Here is a 22,121-nt window from a genome sequence, read left to right as displayed (position 1 = left end):
TGACCTTCCGGTCACGGGGCCGCTCGGTGCTCTCGGTATCAGCGCCTGTTCAGCGGGTGCAGAGGTATTCGACCGCCGCCGCGTAGCCCTGGATGCCCATTCCCGCTATGACGGCGGTGGCGATGGGCGAGATATAGGAGTGGTGGCGGAAGGCCTCGCGGGCGTGCACATTGCTGATGTGCACCTCCACAATGGGGACCTCGGGAATGACGAGGGCGTCGCGCAGCGCCACGGAGGTGTGGGTGAGGCCGCCGGGGTTGATGACAATGGCGGATTCCACGCCTCGGGCGGCATGGATGCGGTCGATCAGCGCGCCTTCGTGATTGGACTGGAAGGCGCTGATCTCCCGGTCGAACCGGGCCGCCGTCCCGCGGCACAGCTCGACCACATCGTCGAGGGTGTCGCTGCCGTACACCTCGGGTTGGCGGGTGCCGAGCATATTCAGGTTCGGGCCGTTGAGCACGAGGATCGGGCCGCTGGATTCAGCCATGAACGACACTGTATTGGAATCAGCGCGCCGGGCGGGCCGCGGCTCGGTGCAGACGATCGGCGAGTTCCCGGGCGCGGTCGCGGAATTCGGCGGGCTCTTCGATGGTGAAATCCGCGCCGAGCAGCCCGATCCGGAGGATCAGCCATTCGCAGGCCGACCACATTATCGACCTCTGGCCGGGGCCGGGACGGCACGGTGGACGCCTGGTGTACGAGGACACACCGGACGGTCTCGCCAACCATCCCGAATCGAAAACCGGTCGTGCGCTGCACGGTTGACGTCGACCCTCCGGCGAGCGGCTACAGATCGCGGGGGCCCTCGGAGCGGAGCTCATCGACCTTGCGCATGGCGTCGCGCAGTTCTTCGAGCCACGACTCCGCATGTTCGCCCGCCAATCTCACCGTCCAGGCGAGGGCATCGGAGCGAGACCGGGCCACCCCGGCGTCGACGAGGGTGTCGAGGACCTTGCGTTCGGGCTGGCGCAGCCGGGTCATGACCGGTACGGCCAGGTGGGTGAACATAATTCGTTCGCCGCCGACGGTGACACCCCAGGCCACGCTGCGGCCGTAGCGATGCTGGGCCTCATTGGCGATCTGCATGCGGGCGGGGCGGGTGGATTCGCGGAAACGGGCGATGAGCCCATCGCGGGTGGCCTGGGATACCCCGGCGGGTTCGGCGGCCGCCTCCGGTGCGGGTTCGGCCGCTTCCTCGGCGGCTGGGCGTTCGGCTTCGGTCTCGGGGAGGGGGAGTTCGCCGACCACGACAATCTCGTCGCGATCGATCTCGAGTGTTGCCGGACCGGTGAACCATTCGGATGGCAATCGACCAGCAAACCAATCGGAAGCGTCCGCGGGGTCCGGGAGATCGGCCTGCTGCCAACCTCCGGGTCGTCCGAATCCGCGTCCGCGCTGTCCGTATTTCATAGCGGGCTCTCTCACTTACTGCCTGGAGTTGTAATGCTGATTACAACGTTACAACTCTTCGGCGCGTGTGGATTCCGCTCTCCGAGAACGTGATAGAACTGGTGCGAAGGGTTGGTGACCGCCTCGGGCGGGTATTCAGGACTGGTCTGCCAATCGGTCGGTCAGAGCCGTTCGGCATGGAAGTCGTTGGCGGACCACCTATCCGGTAATCGGCGTCGACCGTACGTTTCCGGCACTATGGTGGTGGTGCTCGGCGTGGCACGCCAGGTGTGAAGGTGGCACCGCGGGCAACCGCTTCGCGGTACCGTGGTCTTGTTGCTGAAGTGGCAAGAGTGAAGAGTGGGCGATATGGATGTGTGGGGCTCCCGCCGCTTCCGGGTACGGGCCGCGATTGCACTCGCGGGGGTGGTTGCCCTCGCGATTGGGATGGGTTCGTGCGCGGTACGCGAGCGGGCGAACGGCCCGGAGGCCGTGGTCGAGAAGTTCACCGAACTGCTCGATGATCAGGACTACGACGCGGCCGCACGGCTGACGTCTTATCCGAGTGGCGCCTCGGCAACCCTGAAGCAAGTTTTCAATGGGCTGAACCCGGGCAAAGCCGACTACGAAATGACCCAGTTCATCAACCTCGACGGCACCACCGGTCTGTTCAGCCTCACCGCTGCTTGGGACTTCGGCGAGAACAAGACCTGGAAGTACGACCTGGAAGGCACCATTCGCAAGCTCAGCCTCGGCTGGCGCATCTCCTGGGAGCCCACGGTCGTCATGCCGCGGCTCGAGAGCAATCGCACGGTGAAACTCGTCCGCACCTACGCCGAGCCGCCCCCGAAGGTCAACGACATTGCGGGCGCGCCGCTGATGAGTCAGCAGACCATCAATGTGATCAAGCTCGACCCGACCAAGACCGGTGATCCGGTGGGCTCCAGCCACGCCCTCTCCGACGCCATCGAACCGGTCGCGCCGCTGATTACCGGAGACTCGCTGCTGCAACAGCTCTCGGCCTCGCAGGGTAAGCCGATTGTCGCCGTCAATCTGCGTGACGGCGATTTCGCCATTCTCGAATCGCGAATGGCGGCCATTCCGGGCGTGGTGATGGAGAAGCAGCCGCGCCTCATCTCCGCCGACCGCCGGGTGTGGTCGCCCATGCTGGACGCGCTGCGCAAGGTGTGGCAGGACAAACGCGATAGTCGCGCCGGTTGGGGTGTGCAGCTGTTCGAATCCGACGGCAGGTTCGTCACCCAGCTCGCCGGTGAGCAGGGTCCGCCCACGCAGGATATTCCGGCCACCATGGATCAGCGATTGCAGCGCGCGGCCGAGGATGCCGTGGTCAGTTACGGAACCCCGGCCTCGATCGTGGCGATTCAGCCGTCCTCCGGCGCGGTGGTCGCGGTTGCGCAGAACAGTCAGGCCAGTGCGCACGGATCGGTGGCGTTCACCGGGCTGTACCCGGTCGGCGGCATGGTGGAGCTGTTCAAGAATGTGGCCGCGCTGGTGAAGAACAAGGCGCCGCAGGATGTCTCGGCCAATGATGTCGCCGAGGCGGCGACCGTGCTGGGTATCGGTGTCGATTTCAAGGTGCCGGGCCTGGACGAGGTCAGTGGCCGGCTACCCACCGGCGGTCGCGGTGAACAGGTCAAACAGGGCGGAGCGGGGGATTCCCTGCTGGCCAGCCCCTGGGGAATGGCCATTGCCGCTGCCGCCATCGCTCGGGGCGAGACCCCCAAACCCATGATCGAGATCGGTAGCCCCGCCGCCGTCGACGGCGAACTCGCCCCGCTCCCCGGCAATGTCACCGACAAGCTCCGCACCATGCTCCGCGACGCCAGCGGTAGCCCGGCGCTCGTCAGCCTGCGTCGTTACCAGGACGTCAATGCCTACGCCGCCACCGCCGGATCCAATGGCTGGCTCATTGCCACCATGGGCGACCTGGCCTTCGCGGTACACATCGACGATGTGGACAGCGCCGACGCCACCGCCCGCATGGCGGCGCGCATGCTCCAGTCACTCGCCAGCCCGGACGACGCCTAGGGGATCAGTTCCCGCGCAGGGCTTTCCGTGCACCACGGGGGCCGAGTAGGAAGAGCGCCAGGGCGGTGGCCGCTACCAGGATGAAGCTGAAGGCGGTGCCCTGGCCGCTGACCACGCGCAACAGCATGCCGATGACGAGGGTGGTCAACCAGATAATGACTCCGGTCGGCCACAGCGCCCAGCCGTCGAAACGTCGCACCGCGGTATCGAACTCACGATCGGCCTGCGAGTAGCACAGCGCGAACGCGATCGCCCAACCCACGATCAACCCGATCTCGAACGGCCAGGCGGTACGTGCTAGTCCGGTCAGAATCGCCTCGTCATGGCTGCTCCGCCCGATTGCGCAAAACAAGACCACCAGCACGGCATCGATGACGAACGGCAGCGGTTTCTTCACGCCGCACAGGGTAATGGGCGGCTGCGCCGCCGCTGCCGCGACCGTCAGGCTGGGCCGGTTTCGGGCTCGGTATCGGTGCGGCGCTCGCTGACCAGCGGGGCGCGGCGTTCCTCGAATTCCTTCTCGTATGCCGCGTCCTCGGCTTGCGGTTTGCGGAAGAGGAAGGCGAAGACTATCCAGCCGACAATGGCGACCAGGATAAAGCTGACCAGGCGGTAGACGAAGGCGGCGGCGACCGCCTGGGCCGCGGGCAATCCGGCGAAGGCGGTGAGGCTGTAGATGAGAGTGGCATCGACATAGAGGATGCCGCCCGGAGCCAAGGGGATGGTGCCGACGGCTTTCCCGGCGGCGAAGGCGAGCATGAGCCCGGCGAGGCGGGGGTCCGCGCCCACCGCGTAGCAGGCCGCGCCCAGGCAGGCGACGTCGGCGAGGCGGTGCACCATGGCCCAGCAGGCGACCCACGCGCCGTCGCGGCGGCCCAATTCCACCGATTCCAGCTGGTTGAGGATCTCATCGACCTTATCCATGCCCTCAGCGGTCGGCCGGTGCCGAATCCGGTTGACGAGATGCAGGATTCGGCGCAATAACCCTTCGACGGTGCCGGGGTGGTTGGAGATGTAGTTTCCGGCCCACACCAGCAGCGCTACCGCGCCGAGCGTCACGATCAGCTTGACCGGCCCCACCTCGGAGCCCGCCAGCAGCGCGCCCAGCACGCTCAGAACGGCCAGTCCGGCGGCGGCCACCACGCCGGACATGACCAGCTGCCACGACGCCACGATCGGGCTCGCGCCCCAGCGCCGTATCTGCCGATAGGTGAAGGTCGTCGAGAACACCTGCCCGGCAGGCAGTGTCAATGCCATTCCGGTGGAGCCGTACACCACCGATACCGATTTGAGCTGACTCACCCGCACGCCGCCCGCGCGCAGTAACCGCTTCTGGATACGGCCGTACCCGCTCATGGAAATCGCCTGCATCCAGACGCAGGCGATTACCCATCCCCAATGGATTTCGGTCAGGTTCTTCCAGGATTCGTGCAGGCGGGGGTATAGATAAACAGCCTCGGAAATCAGCAGACCGCAAAGTGCGACGCCCACTACCCATTTCACCCACCAGAATCGGCGGCGCGTTTCACTCTGGGCCGTCACGTGTTCACCCTAACGAACTGATGGCAGCCGCGTCTGCATCCATCGGGTCGACGCTTTCCTTTGGCCAGGCCAACCGGGTTTTCCGTCTACGTCCACGCAGCTGCACCTCCTCACCGGTCTCCCAATGCCGCTGTTCGGGTTCATCGGCGAAGTACAGTGCGCTCGAACTGGTGAGCACCCGTTCGGTGCGATCCTTGGCGAGTTCGGTCAATCGCGCCGCCTCGTTCACCGGATCTCCGATAACCGTGTACTCGAAGCGATTTGCCGCACCAATATTTCCGGCGACCGCCAGACCTGCGGAAACGCCTATGCCGATATCCAGGCCAGGTACCTCGCGCAGGGCTTCGCGCAGCTCACGGGCCGCGGCCAGAGCGGCGGTGGGCGCATCCGGGCGGTCCAGGGGTGCACCGAAGATGGCCAGGGCGGCATCGCCGACGAACTTATTGATCAAACCGTGATGGCGGTCGATCACATCCACCACGATGCGGAAGAACTCATTGAGCAAACTGACGACTTCGGTCGGCGGACGTTCCGCGGCGGTAGCGGTCGAACCGACCATATCGACGAACAAGACCGCGACGAATCGCGTTTCACCACCGAGTTCGGTGCCATACTCCAAAGCCCGTCGCGCTACGTCCTCGCCGACGTGTTGACCGAATAATTCCTGCAGTTCGCGTCGTTTGGCGGCTTCGTCCATCATGCGGTTGAAGCCAACCTGCAGCAGACCGATTTCCGAACCGTCGAATACTTCCACCTGCACATCCCGCGCGCCTTCCTGCACGCGATCAATGGCCTGGCTGAGCTGGCGAATCGGATCGGAAATACTCGATGCGGTCAACATGGACAGTGCCAATGCCTGCATGATCACCACACCGCACAGCAGCAGAATCGATACCGCCAGCGACTCGGCGGAAAACTGCACGCGCGAGGAAATCTGGGTGACGCACAGCAGCACGATGGCGATCACCGGCGCGAAGGTGCCCATGCCCCAGGTCATCGCCATTCGGGTGCCGACACCGGGGGTCAGGGTGTGGTCGAACGCGCCGACGGTCAGCGCTTCCGCCGCGACCGGCCGCAGAATCCGCTCGCCCAGCATGTAGGTGAAGCCGAAAACAATGGTGGCGGCCATACACAGCGTCACGATCACCGCGGCCGCCAATCCCGGCGCCCGCACAATGATCAGCGACGCCAGCACGCCGCCGCACAGTAGCCACAACGCCAGATGCACGATGGCCTGTCGCAGCGGCGCATGCAGTGCCGCCATCTGCTCCTGCCGACTCGGTGGGCCGCCGCGCATCTGCCAGCGCATCACCGGTCGCAGCATGAGCGCCGACGCGAACAGGCTGAGAAAACCGCCGACCATGAAGACCAGCGCCGGAATCAGCAGACCGGTCTGGCGGGTCGCGGCCGTCTCGCCCTCGGGCACCGGCAGCCCGTACTGAATGAACGCCCACACCAGGACAGCACCGAACGCATTGGCCGCCAGCATGGATGCGAGGTACAGCGGCCAGCGGGTTCGCATGGTCTGTTTGACCGCTTCGAGGGGCGCCGACACGCCCACCAATCTAGCGGGAAGGGCTGCGTTCCCCCGCCTCCCCGCCTCCGCCCTGAATCTTCGTCGAACTTTGCGTCATAGCCCGAACCCGCCCGCTTCCTCAAATCGGGACAACTGATCTCGTAAGGATCGGGGTAACTCACCGGGTACGCCCACAATCGGCTCGGCTCCCGACCGCCGGCACGCGTACACAACAGTCAACGGCTCTCAGCCGTGCGCTGAAGTCTCGGGGAGGCGGGGGAGATCGGGGTAACTCCCGGGGTACGCCCAGAATCGGCGCGGCTCCCACACACCGGCACGCATTCATAAATGTCAACGGCTCTCGGCCGCGCGCTGAAGATTCGGAGAGGCGGGGGAGACAGTAGGCTCGCAACGTGAGTGAGGGGCAGTCAAGATCGGCAGTGTCGGAAACCCGCGGTGCGGGTCGGCGGCGGGATACCGAGGCGGTGCACCCGATTGTGCGGCAGGGCGCGGAGTGGTCCTGGCGGCTCTTGCTTATCTTCGCCGCGGTGCTGGCGGTCGCCTGGATCGCTCAGCGACTATCCACTGTCACCATTCCGCTGGCCATCGCGCTCCTGGGGGCGGCATTGCTGGCACCGGCGGTCGATGTGATGCAGCGGTACGGGGTGCCTCGCTCGATCGGGGTGTTCGTAGTGCTGGCCGGTTCGCTCGGACTGCTCGCGGGGGTGATGACCTTTGTGGTGGAGCAGTTCGTTATCGGTGTGCCGCAGCTGTCGGAGCAGTTCAAGCACAGCGTGCAGGAGATTCAGGACTGGTTGATCACCGGGCCGCCGCATCTGAGCAATGAGCAGATCCAGAATGCGGGCGACGCCATTGTCAAGACCATCGAGGCGAATCAGGACACGCTGACCAGCGGGGCACTCACCACCGCCACCGCGATCGGCCATTTCGTCACCGGTATCTTCCTGACGCTGTTCATTCTCATCTTCTTCCTCTACGGCGGGGATCAGATCTGGGGATTCGTCACCCGGATCGTGCCGAATGTGCAGCGCGAGCGGGTGCGCGAAGCCGGACGGCTCGGCTTCGGGACGCTGACCGGATTCGTGCGTGCGACCGTGCTGGTGGCGGCGGTGGATGCCATCGGAATCGGGGCGGGGCTCGCGATTCTCGGTGTGCCGCTCGCGCTACCGTTGGCGTCGCTGGTATTCATCGGCGCGTTCATTCCGATTATCGGATCCTTTATCGCCGGATCGGTGGCGGTATTCGTCGCGCTCATGACCAAGGGCCTGGTCACCGCCTTGATCGTGCTGGGTATCACCATTGCGATCATGCAGCTGGAAGGACATGTGCTGCAACCACTTCTGCTGGGCCGTGCGGTGCGCATCCATCCGCTCGCGGTGGTGCTGGCCATCACCACCGGTGTGGTGTTGGCCGGAATCGCGGGCGGTCTGCTCGCCGTGCCGTTCGTGGCCGTACTGAATACCGCCATTCGATCGCTGCTGGCCGATTCGCCCGAGGAGCGGTATCAGGAATTGCATACCGGGGATCCGCGCAAGCCGATGTTCGATGCGGGGGAGCCCGATGATCCCGATCCGGATCGGTACGGGCTGAAACCGCCCGTACCAGCCGGGAAGGCCGAACCGGAGCGGTCCGACCCGCCGAACTCCACGCGGAGCGATACCGGTGACGGCGAGGACTGAACTCGATCCGGACTATGCCGCCGCCGCGCCACTGTGGCGGGCGGCGCAGGTATTTCGGCTCGTCACTCTGATCTACGCCATCGGCCAGCAGATCGCATCGGTGCGGTACTACACCCATCAGGGCTTGAGCTGGGCGCTCATCGGGGTGATGGTGCTGTGGTCCCTGGTCTCGGCGATTCTGCTGTCGCAGTGGTTGATTCGAAACGCGCCCCGGCTACGGACCGCGGTGGTGGTGGGCGATCAGGTGGTGGTGATCGCGCTCATGTTCTCCACTCGACTGGTTTCCGACTTCGACTGGTACCACGGGCATCAGACGCTGCCCACCACCCTGTGGGCCGCCAATGCGGTGATGTCCGCCGCCATTGCGTGGGGGCCGCTCGGCGGGATCGGCTCCGGCGCGCTGATTTCCGTTGTCGCCACCACCGTTCGCGCACAATGGGATGTGGATCTGTGGAAGGACGCCACCACACCCGTACTCATCTCGGTCGGGCTGGCAATCGGCTTGGCGGCCAATACCGCTCGGCGTGCGCAACAGCAGTTGCAGGAGGCGGTGCGATTGAATGCCGCGACCCAGGAGCGCGATCGACTGGCGCGCGAGGTGCACGACGGGGTGCTGCAGGTACTCAGCTATATCAAGCGGCGGGGGAGCGAAATCGGCGGACCCACCGCGGAATTGGCTGATCGGGCGGGGGAGCAGGAGGTCGCCCTGCGGGTGCTCATCTCCGAGCAGGTCGGGCGCACCGACAGTGAGGGTGGGGAGGAAGATCTGCGGCCGCTGCTCACCACGCAGGCGTCACCGTCGATCTTCGTATCCACACCGGGCCAGCCGGTGCCACTGGGGCGGTGGACCGCGCGGGAGATAGCCGGCGCGGTCGGCGCGGCCCTGTCCAATGTCGCCGAGCACGCCGGACCGGGCGCGAAAGCCTATGTGCTGGTGGAGGACACCGGTGACGAGGTGATTGTGAGCGTGCGCGACGACGGCCCGGGAATTCCCGTCGGTCGACTCGCTGCCGCCGAAGCCGAAGGACGACTGGGGGTTACCCGGTCCATTATCGGCCGCATCGCCGCACTCGGTGGTACGGCGCAGCTGCTCGATGACGATGAGACCGGTACCGAGTGGGAATTCCGTATTCCGCGACACAATGGGAGGTGAGATGTCGGAAACCGCTGGTGAGCAGCAGATTACGATCATGGTGGTGGATGACCACCCGATGTGGCGCGACGGTGTCGCCCGTGACCTCGCCGAGGCCGGATTCGAGGTGATCGCCACCGCGGACGGTGTCGGCGCCGCCACCCGCCGCGCCGCCGCCGTGCGGCCCGCCGTGGTCCTGATGGATATGAACCTGCCCGACGGCAACGGTGCCACCGCGACCACCGAAATCCTGCGGGTCTCCCCGAAGAGCCGGGTACTGGTGCTGTCGGCGTCGGCCGAACGCGATGACGTGCTCGACGCCATCAAGGCCGGTGCCATCGGCTACCTGGTGAAGAGCGCGTCGGCGACCGAACTGCTCGATGCCGTCCGCGCCACCGCCGCCGGTCAGGCGGTCTTCACGCCCGGCCTGGCCGGACTGGTCCTCGGCGAGTACCGCCGTATCGCCAATGCCCCGCCCGACCGTGACGAACCGCACCGTCCCGCCCTCACCGATCGCGAAACCGAAGTCCTGCGCATGGTCGCGAAAGGCCTGTCCGCCAAGCAGATAGCCAACCGTCTGAGCCTCAGCCATCGCACGGTGGAGAACCATGTGCAGTCCACGCTGCGCAAGTTGCAGCTAGGCAATCGCGTGGAGCTGGCCCGCTACGCGATCGAGCAGGGTCTGGAGTAGTGCTGTAGCCCCTCGTCGTTCCGGCGTGTTTTTGGCCGGAATCCACCCTCATGATTCAGGGATTGCCCTGATGCGCGAGCACCCGGTTCATCGCTAACCTCGAATGCATGGGTGGTCCTGAAACGGTTTCCGAGCCGGGTACCGAGCATGTGGTGGGCGACCGGGATCTGCGGATATCCGACGCCGAACGCGAACACGTCGGACGGCTGCTGCAACGCGCCGTCGGACTCGGCATGCTGTCGCTGGGTGAATTCACCGAACGCATGGATACGGTACTGGCGTCGAAGACACGCGGTGAACTCAATGCCGTACTCATCGATCTGCCCGGTATCCGGCTGGTCGGTCAGCCCGCGCCGCAGCAGCAGCGGTTCGTGAAACCGCCGCATGCGCCGGTACCGCACCCCGCGGCCGCACCGCGCACCAATGCGACCGGGGATGTGATTCGCAGCCGACTGTCCAATACGACTCGCAAGGGTCCGTGGCATGTCGCGCCGACAATGCTGCTGGACAATATTTTCGGCGGTGTGACCTTGGACTTCACCCAGGCGATCATGTCCACCCAGGTGGTGGAGATCCGGATGAACGACAATTTCAGCTCGCTGACGCTGATCGTGCCGGCCGAAGCCACCGTCGACCTGAACGGACTCGACCTCATCGGCTCCAGCGTGAACAATAAGGTCCGCACCGGTCCTCCGATAGGGCCACTGCATCTGGTTGTGCACGGCCGTATCCGTTTCGGCTCCGTCACCGCCAAGCACCCATTCGCGGCGCACTGGCGGAAGTTCATGCACGGGATGTAAGCCCAGCGTCGGACAAACCGGCCGATCGTGGCACGGCGGACGGAAGTCGCGCCCGGTATCGTCACGATTATGGTGGATCACGACTCGGCCGATTCGATTCCGGCACCCGAACCGAGTCGGCGCACCGGCCGTGGCGAGCCGGTGCTACTGCTGCACGGATTCGTGCTCACCTGGCAGTCCTGGGAACCCATTATCGAGGACCTGGCCCGCGACCACGAGGTGCTCGCCCTCACCCTCCCCGGCCACTGGGGCGGACCGGCGGCACAGCGTCCCGCCACCATCTCCGCGCTGGCGGACTTCGTCGAAGCCTGCCTCGACGAAGTCGGTTGGCGCACAGCCCATCTCGTCGGAAATTCACTGGGCGGTTGGCTCGCCTTCGAACTCGCCGCCCGCGGCCGCGCCACCACGGTAACCGCCATCGCCCCGGCCGGATTCTGGCCCGACGGCCTCGCCGCCCAATCCCTCATCCGCAAATTCCGCTCCTTCGGCCCCCTGGTCGGCCTCGGCACCCCCAACGGCCGCCCCGTCATGCCCTCCATGCTCCGCAGCCTCCTGGTCCCCCTCCTCGCCCACCGCCCCGCCGCGGTCTCCAACCGCCTCGCCACCGCCATGTCCGCCGCCCCCGGCCGCTGCGACATCATTACCGACCTGGCCGAAGACCCCTCGGTACCAACGGGTTTCACCGAACTAGCCGATCTGGACATCCCGGTGACGGTGCTCCTGCCCGAACACGACCGCATCCTCCCACCCCACTTCTACGCCCCCAACGCCTTCGCGAACCACCCGACAACCGAGGTCCGCCCCCTACCCGGCGTAGGCCACGTCCCCATGCTCGAAGCGCCCGACCTCATTACCGCTGAGGTGCGCGCTTCTATGGCGCGAGCAATCAGACACGTGGCCTGAACTCAGTTCGCCGGGCCTGCCGGGGATTGCGGCGACGGGGTCGGTTGTTCCTCCTCGAGGCCGCCAGTCCGCACCCAGTCCGCGAATTGCTCGCGCAGGCGACGGCGTACTCGATCAGCCTCATCGGGCGGAGTGTCGGCGATATTCGGATCAGTCATCGTCTGCCTCCTCATGGGCGCAGCGCTGTGCCGGGAACTTTCATTCCTAGCTGGTACGTCGGACCGCAGCAGCATCGTACCCGCCTCGCCATCACCGAGGAGTTGGAGTGGCCGGCGGTCTAGGCAAGTTGGCGGGATACGCAGCGCCAGGGCCGATTTCCGCCGGTTTCGACGCAGTGTCGCCGCGAGTATCGGGGGATGACCGCCGATTCGCTTGCCATTCTGGAAAATTTCTACGCTGCTGAGGCCGCCTATATTCGAGGCGACGCCGGGATCGAGGCGATGACCGACTATCTCGCCGCGGATGTCCTCATGGCCCAGGCTCCTGCGCTGCCCTATGGCGGAGATTGGCGGGGGCGGGACGACTTCGCGCGCTTTCTGACGGCTTTTGGGGACGCCTGGAGCGCATTGGAATTCATCGAACAGCGGTTCGTCGCCGATATCGACACCGTCGCTGTGTACAGCCGTGGGCGGCTTACCGCCCGTGCCAGCGGACGAGTGCTCGAGACCGAGCTGGTGCAGTGGATCACTTTCCGCGACGGGCTGATTACCGCTTTCCGCCCGTTCTACCTCGATACCGCCGGTGTCCTGGCGACGCTGGACACCGGAGGTTTCCGCAGGGACTAATCGCGGTTCTGGCGGCGGAGGAGTTCGTTGACGCTGACCGTGCGGCCCTCGTTGCCGCGGTGGCGGCCCTCATCGTCGTCGACTTTGTCGTCCTTGGCCGGGCGGCGGCGGGAGGTACGCAGGTCGGACATCCACTGTTCGATACTGCCCCGGGTGACGCCCTGCGAGTTGTCCTCGGCGGAGTGTTGGGTCGGCGAGTGCTCGGGGTCGACCGGATCCGACGGGGGTGTGGCCGGGGTTTCGACCGTGGGGTCATCGGGGGTCGCGGTCGAATGCTGGCGTGGCCTGGGTGCCGGACGTTTCGCCGGGGTTGGGTCCGAATCCTGTGTGGGAGTTGGATTCTGGGGCTGCACCGGTGCTGGTTCCGGGGCGGGACGCTGTTCCGGAGCATGCGTCGGTACCGTCGGCTGCGGCTCGGGGGTGTGCGGCTGGTAGAGCTGGGCGCGGGTGGCCGGGTGCGGGGGGAGCTTCGGTACGCCCGGGGGCGGGAGAACTCGTTCGGCGCCTCCGACGGGCGAATCGCCTTGCTCTGCGTGCCCATCCGGCTGCGAGATCTGCGGAACCACACCGCTGGCCGACTGGGCCGGGGTGTCCGGCTGTTCGGCCGATGGTGCGGGGCGGGACGCGGTTTCGCTGCCGGAGGGCGCGCTGTCGAGGTTCGTCAGGGCCCTGGGCTGCACGCCTACACCGGGCTGCGCGGGTGTGTCGGAGATCGTCGCGTTGCGGGTGTTCGCGTCGGAACCTATTGGTGCCGTGGTCGATTCCATTGCGGTCGGTGAGCTGGGCGGGCGCGTGGTCCCGGGTGTGCCGCTGGTCCGGGCGATCGGCACATTGGTCTGCGCCACCGAGCCCGACGGCTTGATGATCGGCAGTACGGCCGTCGCATCGTCCAATCGTTGCGTCGGCGCTTCGCTGTCGACGTCGACCATTCTGGCGGGCCGTGGTTTCCGGAAGGTGCGCGGCTTGGTGCCGGGGGATCCGTCGGTGACAACCGGCATCTGCAGCGTGACCGGATCGGTGACCGGGGTGGTCTTGACCAGGTCCACCATCTCCCCGCCGCCGGGGCGCTCATCGTCGAGGATCGGCTCACCCAGCCCGATCTTCTCCTGGATTCGCTTCATCCAGGCCGGAGCCCACCAGCAGTCGTCGCCGAGCAGCTTCATGGTGGCGGGCACCAGCAGCATGCGCAGAACGGTCGCGTCGATGAACAGCGCCGCCACCATGCCGTAGGCGATGTACTGCATCATCACCAGATCGGAGAACGCGAACGCGCCCGTCACCACCAGCAGGATCAGTGCGGCCGCGGTAATAATGCGCCCGGTCTGCGCGGTACCGATGCGCACCGCCTCGGTGGTACTCGCACCCTGCGTGCGGGCTTCGACCATGCGGGACAACAGGAATACTTCGTAGTCGATCGATAGGCCGTAGATGATCGCGATGATCAGCACCAGGACCGGCGACATAATCGGCTGCGGAGTGAAATTGAGCAGGCTCGCGCCGTGGCCGTCGATAAAGATCCAGGTCAGAATGCCCAGCGTGGAGCCCAGGCCGAGCGCGCTCATGAGTGCCGCCTTGAGCGGCAGCACCAGCGAGCCGAAGGTGAGGAACATCAGAATCGTGGTGATCAGCAGCACCAGCGCGATCATCAACGGCATGCGGTCGAGCAGCGAATTGATGCTGTCCATCATCATCACCGGCTGGCCGGTGACCATTACTTCCGCACCCTCGGGCACTTCCATCGACCGCAGATAGTCGACGGTCTCCTCGGGATCGGCGCTGTCCACGACGGTGGCCTCGGTGACCCACACATTGGAATCGTTCGGCGGCTTGGCCGGAATCCCGAACTGCGCGTTCCGCACCAGCCCCGGGGCCTTGTTCGCCTGGGAGAGGATCGGACCGATGTTCTTCGTATTGTCGGTGACAATGATCAGCTGCACCGGATCGGACTTGCGCAGCGGGAAGATCTCGTCGAAATGCTCCTGCGCCACACGGGTCGGATTGTCCGGCGGCAGATAGGTTTCGCTGATTCCGCCGAACTGCAGGTTCTTCACCGGGATGATGAGCAGCAGCAGCCCGATGGTCAGCGGAATGGCGACCTTGAGCGGATGCTTCATTACCCACGCGGTGAGCTTGCCCCACCATCCGCTCTCCACCTCGTCGGCGGTTTTGGTCCGGCGAATCCACTTGAGGCCCAGCATATCCACGCGCCGACCCAGAATGCTGAGCAGCGCGGGCAGGACGGTGAGCGCGGAAATCATGGCCAGCAGGACCGCGGCGATGGTGCCGTAGGCGACGGATTTGAGGAAGCCCTGCGGGAACAGCAGCATGCCAGCGCTGGCGGCGATAATCATGGTCGCCGACGACGTCACCGTGCGGCCCGCCGTCATTACGGTGCGGCGCACCGCGGCCCGCGTGTCATAGCCCTCGGCCAGCTCCTCCCGGAACCGGCTCACGATGAACAGTCCGTAGTCGATGGCCAGGCCCAGACCGATCATCGATACCACGGCCGAGACGAACGAGTTCACCTCGGTGAACTTGGTCAGCCCCATAATGATGCCGTTGGAGGCGAGGATGGTGAGCCCGCCGATGATCAGCGGCAGCGCGGCGGCGACCACACCGCCGAAGATGAAGAACAGCAGGACCGCGACGGCCGGAATCGCGAGCAGCTCCATGCGTTTCACGTCGCTGGCAATGGTGTCCTGCAGGGTGAACGAGATCGGTTGCAGACCGGCGACCTCGACCTTTACCCCGGGAATCGCGAAGGCGTCGGCTTCGGACAACGTCTTGGTATTCCGCAGCATGTCATTGTCGTTGTCGCCCTTGACGGCGACGGTGGCGAAACCGTACTTCTTGTCCTGACTGCCCGCCACATTCGGAATCCACTGGCCGGTATCGGTTTTCCAGTACGCGCCGTTGACGCCGGTGATCTCCGGATAGTCCTGTGGCAGGGAATTGAGGCTGTCGACGACCTGCTGGCTGAATTCCGGATCGTCGATGGTCTTTCCGTCGGGCGCGGTGTACATCAGTACGACGTCACTGTTGTGATCGCGCCCGTATACCGAATCCTTCAGTTCCGCCGCGTGCACGGACTGTGAGGTCGGGTCGAACCACCCGCTGGCGCTGAGATGGTTTTCCAGCCCGAACCCGAAACCACCGAGTGCGAGCATGCCAGCCGCCACCATGCCGAGAACGGCGAAGCGCAGCTTGTAGACCAGGTCGCCCCAGCGGGTGAACACTAAGCGACTCCTTGAGCGGGGCGGGAGGTGAGCAGTGCGGTAAGCGGCCGGAATGGCTGCAACCACGCTCCCTCGTCGGGCAGCGACTCGAGGCTCACCCTGGGCAGCGGTTCGCGGAACACGCCCGGGATGTCTTCCAGATCGATGAACTCGAGGATATCGGACGTGACCGCCCAGCTCGCGTGCTCGCGGAATCCGAGCACCTGAACGGGAATACCGGTCGCGGCGATCTCCTCGAGCGGGGCACGAAACGCCTGCCCGTCCGCGGAGGCGACCATGATGCCCGCCAGGCCCGCGCCACGGCGACGTAGCTCGATATGGGCGAGCATATCGCTGTCGACGTCGGAATCCTCGTCGATCTTCGGTTTTGCGAAAACCGCGTAGCCCACATTCCGTAGCGCCTCCACCCATGGCCGCACCACATCGGCGGTGCCGGGCGCGATATTGGTGAAGACGGTGGCCTCGGGCTCGACCCGGCGCGGGCTACCTACCGACAGTTCGGCAGTGCGGGCCAGCAGCCAGCGGCCGAGGGCGTCGAAGCGCGGGCGATAGGCGGCGGTCGGGCGCCCGCCGAGGATCGCGCCGAGGCCCATATCGAGATTCGGTGCGTCCCATACGAGCAGGACGCGCCGCACATCCGGGGTACTGACACCGAGGCCTGGGGTGCCGGGCACTTCCGCGGAGGGGGTGCCGTGCATTATTCCGGCAACATCCGTGACCTCCGGGGTCATCTCGCTGACACTCATGATTCGATCTTCCCCCAGATGAACTCGTTGATCGCGCTACCCGCGCGGAGTCCTTTGCTTTCGAACTTGGTAATCGGACGTTCGAAACCGATTGGTGCGGTTTTGCGCCAATCGTCCGAATTGCCCCCCGTGGCCTCATTGAGGCCGATGAGCTGCGGTTCTCCCGCGCCGACTTCGGCGATCCACTCCGCGTAATCGGCATGATCGGTCGCCACGTGCAGTACCCCGCCGGGGCGCAGTCGCGATGCGATGAGCTTCATGGTGGCGGGCTGCAACAGCCGCCGCTTGTGATGGCGAGCCTTCGGCCACGGGTCCGGAAAGAACACCCGAACGCCGGTGAGCGACTGCTCAGCAATCATGTTTTCCAACACATCGACGGCATCGCCGCGCAATACCCGGAGGTTCTCGATGTTCTCGCGCTCGACCCGCTGCACCAACTGCGCCAGGCCAGGCTTGTAGACCTCGATACCGATCAGATTGAACTGTGGCTCGTCGAGGGCCATGGCCGCCGTGGCGGTGCCGGTGCCGCAGCCGATCTCGATAATCAGCGGTGCGCTCCGGCCGAACCAGGCATCGGCGTCGAGGGGTTCGTCGGAGACATCCCGGCCGATCCGCGGCCACATCCGCTCCCAGGACTGCTGCTGAGGCGGGGTGAGCGCGCCCCGGCGCGACCGGAAGCTGGTGACCCGGGGGTAGAGGCGGTTGCCGACCGAGGTGGACCGCGGCCCGGGACCTGACTCGGCGGTGGGGTTCGCGGCGTCGTTCACGGCGTCCATTGTCCAGTATTGGATGATTAGCGCAGCAATCGACCACGCGTTTCCATCCCGGACGGTTTTCAGGCCGCCAGTTCTCTCACCTCGCCGACCAGGGGCTCCGATACCGGGACCAGACGCAGTCCGAGCGTGACTCGTAGTGCGGTACTTGCCATTTCCGCCAGGCCGCGCAGGCGGGCGGGGCCCATCGCTACCGACCATACGGTCTTTGTTGTGGGTGTCTCCAGCGGTTTTCCGGCGAGCCGATCGGCCAGCCAATCCAGGCTGATCGGGGTGGAGAGGGGCAGGAGCGAGAAGTGCTCGCTCAAACGGTCGCGGAGGTACCAGACCGCGGCGCCCGCGCGGCGGTAGCGATCCACCTGACCGTCCACGCCGGCCACATCGATGCACTGGTCGTGGACCGGTTGAATCACCAGCAGCGGGCAGGTCGGAGTGGAATTGCCCAACCGCATATCGTCGAACATGCCGTCCAGGTCGGGCAGTACCTCGGCCAGCGGGCGGGTGAGGTAGTCGTCGATATCGCGACCGATCAGCAGTGGCAGGACCGCGATCGGACCCAGCCGCTCGGCCAGGGCGAGGACGCGGCGACCCTCGTCGGTCATCTCTTTTCCCACCACCTCGGCCAGCGCGGGATAGACCCGATGGAGCGCCGCGATGACGATGGCGGGGAAACCGGCCCACAGTCCGCCGTTCAGGCTGAGGAAGACATGTTTCGGGTCGCCCACGGGCGCACCCAGCACCGCACCCACGATCGCCAATTCGGGAGCGTAGGTCGGAGCCATCTCCACCAGCCACGAACTCGCCATACCGCCGCCCGAATAACCCCAGACCGCGATCTTGGTGTCCGGTCGCAGGCCGAGCGGGGCGAACCGCAGCGCCGCGCGAATACCGTCCAGGGCGCGATAGCCGGGCTCACGGGCCGCGCCGAAGTTTCCGTGCGGTCCCTCATGGTCGGCGATGGTCACCGCCCAGCCGCGCCGGAGCGCGTTGGCGACCAGCAGCCACTCCAGCTGTGTCACCGAACCCGGCGCGAGCGCGCCGCGCCGCAGGGCATAGGAGGGAGCACAGCGATCGGTGACCGCGTCCACGGCGGATTGGAACGCCAGTAGCGGACGCCCATCATCGGGTGCGGCCCCTTCGGGGAGCAGCACCGTGGTGACCGCCACCTCCGGCTTTCCGTGCAGGTCGCTGCTCCGATACAGCAGCTGCCATGCCGATACCCGCTGCGGCACCAGGCCGAACAGGGCCAATTCCACCGGGCGGGTGCGCAGAATCGTGCCGGGAGAATGTGCGGCGAATCCGGCGGGCGCGCGGAGGAACGGGTCGCGGCTCGGTGGCAAAGGCAGGCTGCGGTCCGTCGTGGTATCGACATCCCGCTGTGTGGGCATATCGACTCTGCCGATGACGTCGGTGCTGACGGCCATCGCAACCTCCTCATCGAGTCCCGGACGACAGTCCGGACCCGACGGGCCGCACCGCCGAAGCCGTACATCGGCGGTGGTGCCGACTATTTCGCAACAGTAAGGGAAGTGCGGATGTCTGGGAAGAGTAGTTTCACCGAATTGTGCTGTCGCACAGGTAGAAACGTATGGGGTAGGGAATTGTCGTCCCGTTCAGTGGAACTACCCCGCGGGGCAGTCTCGCTCAGCGGAATCCTCGAAAGTACCGTGTGCCGCAATTTCCGCGTCGTACCGTGGATTCCGTGGCTAGGATTCCGCTGTACTCGCGATCGACCGGCGTGAGTACACGGTTGGCCGTGGGGTGAATCGTCAGCCGATTCGGTGCCCGCACCGTGTCCGAGCGGCATCTCTGCCGGAAAATACGTGACGTAATTGCGTTGAGCGACAGCGAGATACGCGATGGATGAGGGTCGAATCGAACCGGAGCGGCTGGTGGCGACACTGCGCGGTCGCGATTCGCCGACCGCGCCGCAACTGGCCGCGGCGGTGGACCGGTGGCGTCGACCGCCACGTATCCAGGTCGCCGGGCGGGCCCGCGCCGGAAAGACCACCGTGCAGCGGGCTTTGGCGCTCATCTCCGCCGAGGAGACCGCACCCGTGGACGAGCCCGGGCGCGACGCCCCGCTCCTCGATGCCGATCTCGTCCTCTATGTACTGGGCGGAACACTGTATCCGGCGGATTGCGCTGCTCTCGGTGCCGCGGCGCAGCGCACCCTCGTGGCGGAATGCGGTGCCGCGTCAGCGGACACCAGGTCGGACGAGCACGAGGACCGGAGGGCGGTGCGGTCGGTAGACATCCCGGTGGACACACGGTCGGCGGACCGAATTCTACTGGTGTTGAACAAGGCCGACGCCATTGGAACCCGCTGGTCGGACGCCGTGGCAGCCGCCGACAGGTACGCGGCCGAGACGGGGCTGTCGACCTTCCCGGTTATGGCGACCCTTGCCGCCAACACCCGCAGCGGCATCCTCACCGGCGCCGACCTCGCCGTCCTGCGTCGTCACACCGAGCAATCCGACCCAGCCTTCACCCTTGCCGAGGAACGCTTCACGTCCCCCGCGTTCGGCCCCGACACCGCCGAACGCGCCACCCTCATCGACCGCTGGACCCTCCCCGGCATCGCCTACGCCCACACCGCCCTCCGGCACCAACCCGAGCTCCCACCCCGCCGCCTCCTGCAGATCCTGCACGCGGCCAGCGGAATAGACCCCCTCCATCACGAACTGCACCGCCGCTACGAACAACTCACCGTGACCCGCAACGCCGAATTTCTCGACGCCCTCGCCTATTTGGCGGCCCGGGCCGATTCCGACGCTCCCCTTCGAGCTGATTCCGGCCCCGACCACCTGCTATCCGATCGCGACCTCATCGAGCGATACCTGCACGGCGCGGAGGAGCGCAGCCCCGCCGACCGCCCACCCGCCGCCGCGCCACACCGCGCCGCGATGACGGCTGCCTCAGGGAACGGATGACGATGTCCGACTTCGACCACCCCGCGATCGACCGCCATCCCGACCGCCCCGGCAGCGCCCACGACACCGACGAAAGACCTGCCTCGGATGGTATGCCCGGCATCGGTGCGACGCCCGCTATCGACCCGCTCCCTTCCGGTCACCTACCGCTGCGTCGAGGGCAGCCGCGGCCGGAATCCTCAACGCCATCCGACGCTGAGGTGCGGACCGGCCCTGGTCCTGGTTCGGTAAACGCTGATAGTGCGCCCTCGCCGCTCCATCCCAGCGTGTCGACGCCGCGTGTGCTGATTCCGATACCCGCCACGGCGAAAGCCGTTCTGGAACGCTGGAATCCGCAAGGCCTGGCGCTGTTGGAGACCGCGCGGGCCGGGGATGGCGCGGTGCGGGATGCGGTGCTGGTGGGTGTGGACGACGCGAATACCGCTCTGCTGCGGGCCGGATTGGCGAAGTTCACGCCGCGGATCGGATTGTCGGAACCGGTCGTGGAGCCGGAGCGTCCGGTGGGGGTGGCCTTGGTACTGCTCGATGCGGGCGGCCCGGCCGGGGCGCACACCCTGGAGGTTGCGCACAGGCTGTGGGCAGAGGGGGCCCGGGTTGTTTTCGGGCTCAATGGTATTCACGCGCACTCCGAGTGGCGGGCGGTGCTCGATCGGGATCTGGACCTGTTGCGCGCTGTGCGGCCGAATGGGGTCGATGTCGACATCGTGCCGGTATCACCGCAATTGGCCCTGGCTGCGGGCGCCGGTGATGATGCCGCACTGCTGGATCGGTCGGGGTTGGCGCTATTGCACGCGCGGCTCGCGGCTGCGACGGGTGCGGTGACGGCCGCTGACCAGGCTGCGGCGGTGCTGAAACGGGTGATCGCCGATACCCGTCACCGCGTCGACGAGCAGATCGACCTACTGCGTTCCGGTTCCGATGTGGCCGCCCTGCGGGAGGAGCGCGTCATGCTGCTCGCGGCCAGCGATGGCGGGCGCTCCGTCGCCATGGCCACGTTGCACAGTCGGCTTCAGCTCGCCCGAGTCGATCTCGTCCACGAGGTCGGTGCGCGCATCCGGCAACTCAATATCGCCGCACGGGCCGATGTGGAACGCCTCGGCCGCGCGGAACAGCGCGACTATCCACAGAGTCTGCAATGTGCCGTGCATGAATTGACCGCCGTCATCGACACCGAATTCCTGCACCGCTTCGCCGAACTGACCCAGCTCATCGAGATCGCTATGGAGCCATTCGACCGCGTCATTCGGTCCGCCGCAGCCGCCAGCGCCGCCGAATCACTCGATAGCGAGCACGTTCAGGAGCCGACCGGCCCCGACGAACCGGACCCACCCGTGAAATCGCGCCGTACCCAGCGCCCCACCACGCCGCGGGTCGGTCCGGGGCCGGAGCCACGGCATCCCGGCGTGGAGGACCGCTTGATGATCGCGGTCGGCGCCTCCGCCGGATTCGGGCTGGGCCGGTTGATCGTTTCTCCCTTCGCGCTCGTACCCGCTCTCGACTACGCCACGGTCCCGGTGACCCTGCTGCTCGGTGCGGCCGTCGCGGCCTGGCTGGCACGGGCGCGCGGGCAGCTGGCCGACCGCGCGCATCTGCGGCAGTGGATCGCCGACGCCCTGGTCAATGTGAAGGCGCAATTGGAGCAGCGCGTGGCGGCGGTTCTGGTCGACGCTGAGGAACAACTCACAGACCATGTAGTCCGTTCTACGACCGCGCGGATGGTCGTGGCAGACCGCCGAGTGGGTGAGATCGAGGCGCGGCTGCGCACCGCGGCAGCCCGCCGACCGGCGCAATTGGCGGCCTGCGAACGTGACCTTGACACACTGGGATTCGCATAGTCGCAGGTTGGCGGTATCGACCCGGTACCGACTGGACAACCCGATTCCTGCCGGGGGGATATATGGCGTTAACCTCTATAGCAGGAAC

General features: G+C 66.2%; 20 protein-coding genes. 9 read left to right on the top strand and 11 right to left on the bottom strand.

Going from position 1 to position 22,121, the window contains the following annotated elements; translation table 11 throughout:
* Nucleotides 1-49: 49 nt before the first annotated feature.
* The 3 genes from aroQ to abmR all read right to left on the bottom strand — a co-directional run bounded on the left by aroQ (nt 50) and on the right by abmR (nt 1,413).
* Nucleotides 50-490, bottom strand: a complete 441-nt coding sequence (gene aroQ, locus NU1_RS00300) for a type II 3-dehydroquinate dehydratase (protein WP_067516114.1) — start codon at nt 488-490, stop codon at nt 50-52.
* A gap of 19 nt (nt 491-509) precedes the next feature.
* The gene (locus NU1_RS41025; protein WP_174565928.1) at nt 510-653 is read right to left on the bottom strand and encodes a hypothetical protein; all 144 of its coding nucleotides are present in this window, start codon (nt 651-653) and stop codon (nt 510-512) included.
* A 136-nt stretch (nt 654-789) separates the two neighbouring features.
* Nucleotides 790-1,413, bottom strand: a complete 624-nt coding sequence (abmR, locus tag NU1_RS00295) for an ATP-binding transcription factor AbmR (RefSeq protein ID WP_067516080.1) — start codon at nt 1,411-1,413, stop codon at nt 790-792.
* Nucleotides 1,414-1,761: 348 nt separating this feature from the next.
* Here abmR and NU1_RS00290 point away from each other — a divergent pair, with 348 nt between their 5' ends.
* Nucleotides 1,762-3,441, top strand: coding sequence for an NTF2-like N-terminal transpeptidase domain-containing protein (locus NU1_RS00290; protein ID WP_067516113.1), 1,680 nt, complete (start codon nt 1,762-1,764; stop codon nt 3,439-3,441).
* Nucleotides 3,442-3,445: 4 nt separating this feature from the next.
* Here NU1_RS00290 and NU1_RS00285 read toward each other — a convergent pair whose 3' ends face one another.
* The 3 genes from NU1_RS00285 to NU1_RS00275 are packed head-to-tail and all read right to left on the bottom strand — an operon-like array spanning nt 3,446 to nt 6,505.
* A complete protein-coding gene (locus NU1_RS00285) occupies nt 3,446-3,838 on the bottom strand; it encodes a DUF3054 domain-containing protein (protein WP_067516078.1) in 393 nt (130 codons plus the stop codon).
* Nucleotides 3,839-3,882: 44 nt separating this feature from the next.
* Complete coding sequence (locus NU1_RS00280) at nt 3,883-4,983, bottom strand: lysylphosphatidylglycerol synthase transmembrane domain-containing protein (RefSeq protein WP_067516076.1); 1,101 nt, start codon at nt 4,981-4,983, stop codon at nt 3,883-3,885.
* A 4-nt stretch (nt 4,984-4,987) separates the two neighbouring features.
* Nucleotides 4,988-6,505 (bottom strand): adenylate/guanylate cyclase domain-containing protein, encoded by a 1,518-nt coding sequence (locus tag NU1_RS00275; RefSeq protein ID WP_067516111.1) that lies wholly within the window; start codon nt 6,503-6,505, stop codon nt 4,988-4,990.
* A gap of 434 nt (nt 6,506-6,939) precedes the next feature.
* On the opposite strand from NU1_RS00275, the gene NU1_RS00270 reads away from it, so the two are divergent.
* The 5 genes from NU1_RS00270 to NU1_RS00250 all read left to right on the top strand — a co-directional run bounded on the left by NU1_RS00270 (nt 6,940) and on the right by NU1_RS00250 (nt 11,725).
* Nucleotides 6,940-8,199 carry an AI-2E family transporter gene (locus tag NU1_RS00270; protein ID WP_067516074.1) on the top strand — a complete coding sequence of 420 codons (1,260 nt, stop codon included), beginning with the start codon at nt 6,940-6,942 and terminating at the stop codon, nt 8,197-8,199.
* On the top strand, nt 8,183-9,352 hold the full coding sequence (gene macS / locus NU1_RS00265) for a MacS family sensor histidine kinase (RefSeq protein ID WP_170264327.1): 1,170 nt from the start codon (nt 8,183-8,185) through the stop codon (nt 9,350-9,352). The genes NU1_RS00270 and macS overlap by 17 nt, the downstream gene beginning before the upstream one ends.
* Nucleotide 9,353: 1 nt before the next feature.
* On the top strand, nt 9,354-10,022 hold the full coding sequence (locus tag NU1_RS00260) for a response regulator (RefSeq protein WP_067516070.1): 669 nt from the start codon (nt 9,354-9,356) through the stop codon (nt 10,020-10,022).
* A 107-nt stretch (nt 10,023-10,129) separates the two neighbouring features.
* Nucleotides 10,130-10,822: a DUF1707 SHOCT-like domain-containing protein gene (locus NU1_RS00255; protein ID WP_067516068.1), complete on the top strand. Its 693-nt coding sequence runs from the start codon at nt 10,130-10,132 to the stop codon at nt 10,820-10,822.
* 69 nt (nt 10,823-10,891) lie between these two features.
* Complete coding sequence (locus tag NU1_RS00250) at nt 10,892-11,725, top strand: alpha/beta fold hydrolase (RefSeq protein WP_067516109.1); 834 nt, start codon at nt 10,892-10,894, stop codon at nt 11,723-11,725.
* A 2-nt stretch (nt 11,726-11,727) separates the two neighbouring features.
* Here NU1_RS00250 and NU1_RS41020 read toward each other — a convergent pair whose 3' ends face one another.
* Complete coding sequence (locus NU1_RS41020) at nt 11,728-11,883, bottom strand: hypothetical protein (RefSeq protein WP_157551904.1); 156 nt, start codon at nt 11,881-11,883, stop codon at nt 11,728-11,730.
* Between the two features lie 198 nt (nt 11,884-12,081).
* Here NU1_RS41020 and NU1_RS00240 point away from each other — a divergent pair, with 198 nt between their 5' ends.
* Complete coding sequence (locus tag NU1_RS00240) at nt 12,082-12,510, top strand: nuclear transport factor 2 family protein (protein WP_067516064.1); 429 nt, start codon at nt 12,082-12,084, stop codon at nt 12,508-12,510.
* Here NU1_RS00240 and NU1_RS00235 read toward each other — a convergent pair.
* Genes NU1_RS00235 through NU1_RS00220 form a run of 4 tightly spaced genes read right to left on the bottom strand, consistent with a single transcriptional unit; the run spans nt 12,507 to nt 18,689 of the window.
* Nucleotides 12,507-15,746, bottom strand: coding sequence for an MMPL family transporter (locus tag NU1_RS00235; RefSeq protein ID WP_067516062.1), 3,240 nt, complete (start codon nt 15,744-15,746; stop codon nt 12,507-12,509). The genes NU1_RS00240 and NU1_RS00235 overlap by 4 nt on opposite strands.
* On the bottom strand, nt 15,746-16,492 hold the full coding sequence (locus NU1_RS00230) for an NYN domain-containing protein (protein WP_067516060.1): 747 nt from the start codon (nt 16,490-16,492) through the stop codon (nt 15,746-15,748). The genes NU1_RS00235 and NU1_RS00230 overlap by 1 nt, the downstream gene beginning before the upstream one ends.
* The gene (trmB, locus tag NU1_RS00225; RefSeq protein ID WP_084520842.1) at nt 16,489-17,268 is read right to left on the bottom strand and encodes a tRNA (guanosine(46)-N7)-methyltransferase TrmB; all 780 of its coding nucleotides are present in this window, start codon (nt 17,266-17,268) and stop codon (nt 16,489-16,491) included. The genes NU1_RS00230 and trmB overlap by 4 nt, the downstream gene beginning before the upstream one ends.
* Nucleotides 17,269-17,327: 59 nt before the next feature.
* Complete coding sequence (locus NU1_RS00220; RefSeq protein WP_084520841.1) at nt 17,328-18,689, bottom strand: lipase family protein; 1,362 nt, start codon at nt 18,687-18,689, stop codon at nt 17,328-17,330.
* Nucleotides 18,690-19,124: 435 nt separating this feature from the next.
* Between NU1_RS00220 and NU1_RS42495 the strand changes: the two genes are divergently transcribed.
* Both NU1_RS42495 and NU1_RS00210 read left to right on the top strand, forming a co-directional pair.
* Nucleotides 19,125-20,198, top strand: a complete 1,074-nt coding sequence (locus tag NU1_RS42495) for a hypothetical protein (protein ID WP_067516058.1) — start codon at nt 19,125-19,127, stop codon at nt 20,196-20,198.
* Nucleotides 20,199-20,464: 266 nt separating this feature from the next.
* Entirely contained in the window at nt 20,465-22,033 is a 1,569-nt protein-coding gene (locus NU1_RS00210; RefSeq protein ID WP_157551903.1) for a hypothetical protein, read from the top strand.
* The last annotated feature ends 88 nt before the right edge of the window (nt 22,034-22,121 follow it).

Origin of the sequence: Nocardia uniformis NBRC 13702 (assembly GCF_001613345.1) — a bacterium.
GTDB classification, from domain to species: domain Bacteria; phylum Actinomycetota; class Actinomycetes; order Mycobacteriales; family Mycobacteriaceae; genus Nocardia; species Nocardia uniformis.
The sequence above is the reverse complement of the archived record's forward strand: the minus strand, read 5'-3'. Positions and strand labels throughout refer to the sequence as shown.